At 67.8% G+C, this 2,877-nt stretch carries 3 protein-coding genes; 2 read left to right on the forward strand and 1 reads right to left on the reverse strand.

Features of this window, described 5'->3' with window-relative positions:
- A partial coding sequence (locus tag L995_RS00730) for an AMP-binding protein (protein WP_047468176.1) occupies positions 1-374 on the reverse strand: 374 nt, incomplete at its 3' end.
- Between the two features lie 174 nt (positions 375-548).
- Here L995_RS00730 and L995_RS00735 point away from each other — a divergent pair.
- Both L995_RS00735 and L995_RS00740 read left to right on the forward strand, forming a co-directional pair.
- Complete coding sequence (locus L995_RS00735; RefSeq protein ID WP_047468179.1) at positions 549-1,463, forward strand: helix-turn-helix transcriptional regulator; 915 nt, start codon at positions 549-551, stop codon at positions 1,461-1,463.
- A gap of 196 nt (positions 1,464-1,659) precedes the next feature.
- Positions 1,660-2,877: enoyl-CoA hydratase-related protein (locus tag L995_RS00740; RefSeq protein WP_047468182.1), on the forward strand; the 1,218-nt coding region annotated here is incomplete at its 3' end.

Consider the following 2,877-nt stretch of genomic DNA (forward strand, 5'->3'; position numbering starts at 1 on the left):
CGGTCCAGCGCCTGGCGCAGCAGGGGCAGCAGCGCATCGCAGGTCAGCACGGCCTGGGCGCGGCTGTGGCCCAGCATGTAGGCGTAGTCGTCGGCCGTGAGCAAGGTGTTCACCGCCACCGGCACCACGCCCGCATACAGTGCGCCCAGAAAGGCCACGGCCCATTCATGGCGGTCGTGCATGAGCAGCAGCACGCGCTCCTCGCGGTGGATGCCCGCCGCCAGCAGGCCGCTGGCCATGCGCTGCGCCTGCTGCTGCAGCTGGCCGTAGCTCAGCGTGCCGTGGTCGTCGATGTAGGCGATCTTGCCGGGCCGCCCCTCATTGAGCGCGAACAGGTGCGCGGCGAAATTGAAGGGCTGGGTGAAGTCGATCATCGGGGTCTCCTTCGACATCGGGCATCCGGCCCGACTTGTGATCTTCCGCGCAACATGCAATATTGTGCGTGCACCGGAAAGATAGTTAGAACACCACCGAGCGTCAAGCACTATATTGCATGGCTGGTGTTAACCCCGACTGTTTATCATTCACGCCCTCTTCAAGGAAACTCTATGGACCAGTTCGAGACGGCAGCCCAGTCCGCCGGGGCGGCGGATTCCCTCTCAGAAGCCCCCAGGAACCAGGTGCTGCAGGCGCTGGGCGAGCGTGTGCGCAACCTGCGCTCGCGCCGGGGCATGACGCGGCGCGCCCTGGCGGCGGCGGCCGATGTCTCGGAGCGCCACCTGGCCAACCTCGAATACGGCACGGGCAATGTGTCGGTGCTGGTCCTGCACCATATTGCACAGGCCCTGCAATGCTCCATGGCCGAGCTGCTGGGCGACGTGACCACCACCAGCGCCGAATGGCTGCTGATCCGCGAGCTGCTGGAAGGCCGCAATGAAGAGGATCTGCGCCGCGTGCGCCTCGCCGCAGGCGAGCTGCTGGGCACGGCGCCCAGCGACCGTCAGCGCCACACGCGCATCGCCCTGATCGGACTGCGCGGCGCGGGCAAGTCCACGCTGGGCCGCATGCTGGCCGAGCAGCTGGGCGTGCCCTTCCTCGAACTCAACCAGGAAATCGAGCGCATTGCGGGCTGCAGCGTGCGCGCCATCCACGACCTGTACGGTGCCAACGCCTACCGCCGCTACGAGCGCCGTGCGCTGGAGGAAGCCGTGCAGATCTACAGCGACGTGGTCATCGCCACGCCGGGCGGCATCGTCTCCGACCCGGCCACCTTCAACGAGCTGCTGTCGCACTGCACCACGGTCTGGCTCAAGGCCCAGCCCGAGGAGCACATGGCCCGCGTCGTGGCCCAGGGCGACACCCGCCCCATGGCCGCCAATCCCGAGGCCATGGACGATCTGCGCAGCATCCTCGAAGGCCGCGCCGGCTTCTACGCCAAGGCCGACCACGTGGTGGATACCAGCGGGCAGACGCTGGAGCAGAGCTTCGATCAGTTGAAGGCACTGTTCCTGCCCGCACGCTGAGACGGCGGCAGCACAACCCACGGCATCCAGGCCCCAGGCCTGGATTTTTTTCGCCTGTGCTGGCTGGTGTTTACCCTGGATATGGTCCAAACACGCACTATCGTGCGTGTTGCTGCGTGCATTTTCTGAGCGAATCTGCATAATTGTGCCTGCACCGTATCTGCGACTGCACTATTTTTCATCCAAGAGGCCGTCCATGCACCCGTCCAGCCCCACTGTCGATTACCGCACCGAGCCCGCCCAGTACCGCCACTGGTCGTTCACCGTCGAGGGCGCCATCGCCCGCATGCAGCTGAACATCGCCGAGGACGGCGGCATACGGCCCGGCTACAAGCTCAAGCTCAACAGCTACGACCTGGGCGTGGACATCGAGCTGCACGACGCGCTCAACCGCATCCGCTTCGAGCATCCGCAGGTGCGCACCGTCATCGTCACCAGCGGGCGCGACCGCATCTTCTGCTCGGGCGCCAACATCTTCATGCTGGGCGTGTCCAGCCATGCCTGGAAGGTGAACTTCTGCAAGTTCACGAACGAGACGCGCAACGGCATCGAGGACAGCTCGCGCCACTCGGGCCTGAAGTTCCTGGCCGCCGTCAATGGCGCCTGCGCGGGCGGCGGCTACGAGCTGGCCCTGGCCTGCGACGACATCGTGCTGATCGACGACCGCTCCTCCTCCGTCTCCCTGCCCGAGGTGCCGCTGCTGGGCGTGCTGCCCGGCACGGGCGGCCTCACCCGCGTGACCGACAAGCGCCATGTGCGCCATGACCTGGCCGACATCTTCTGCACCAGCGTGGAAGGCGTGCGCGGCCAGCGCGCCGTGGACTGGCGCCTGGTCGATGCCGTGGCCAAGCCCGCGCAGTTCGAGGCCGTGGTGGCCCAGCGCGCGCAGCGCCTGGCCGAGGGCAGCACGCGCCCCGCCAACGCGCAGGGCATCACGCTCACGCGCCTGGAGCGCGAGGCCACGGACGACGCGCTGCACTACCGCCATGTCAGCGTGCAGATCGACCGCGCGCGCCGCAGCGCCACGCTGACCGTGAAGGCGCCCACGCTTGGGCAAGGCCCGCAGCCGGCCACCATCGAAGCCATCGAGCAGGCTGGCGACGCCTGGTGGCCACTGGCCATGGGCCGCGAGCTGGACGACGCCATCCTGCACCTGCGCACCAACGAGCTGGACGTGGGCACCTGGCTGCTCAAGACCGAAGGCGATGCCGCCGCCGTGCTGGCCGCAGACGCAGCCCTGCTGGCCCACCAGGACCACTGGCTGGCGCGCGAGACGCTGGGCCTGCTGCGCCGCAGCTTTGCGCGGCTCGATGTGTCCTCGCGCACGCTGTTCGCGCTGATCGAGCCCGGCTCCTGCTTCGTGGGCATGCTGGCCGAGCTGGCCTTCGCGGCCGACCGCGCCTACATGACGCGG

It is taken from the genome of Delftia sp. ZNC0008, assembly GCF_000799035.1.
GTDB classification, from domain to species: domain Bacteria; phylum Pseudomonadota; class Gammaproteobacteria; order Burkholderiales; family Burkholderiaceae_C; genus Comamonas; species Comamonas tsuruhatensis.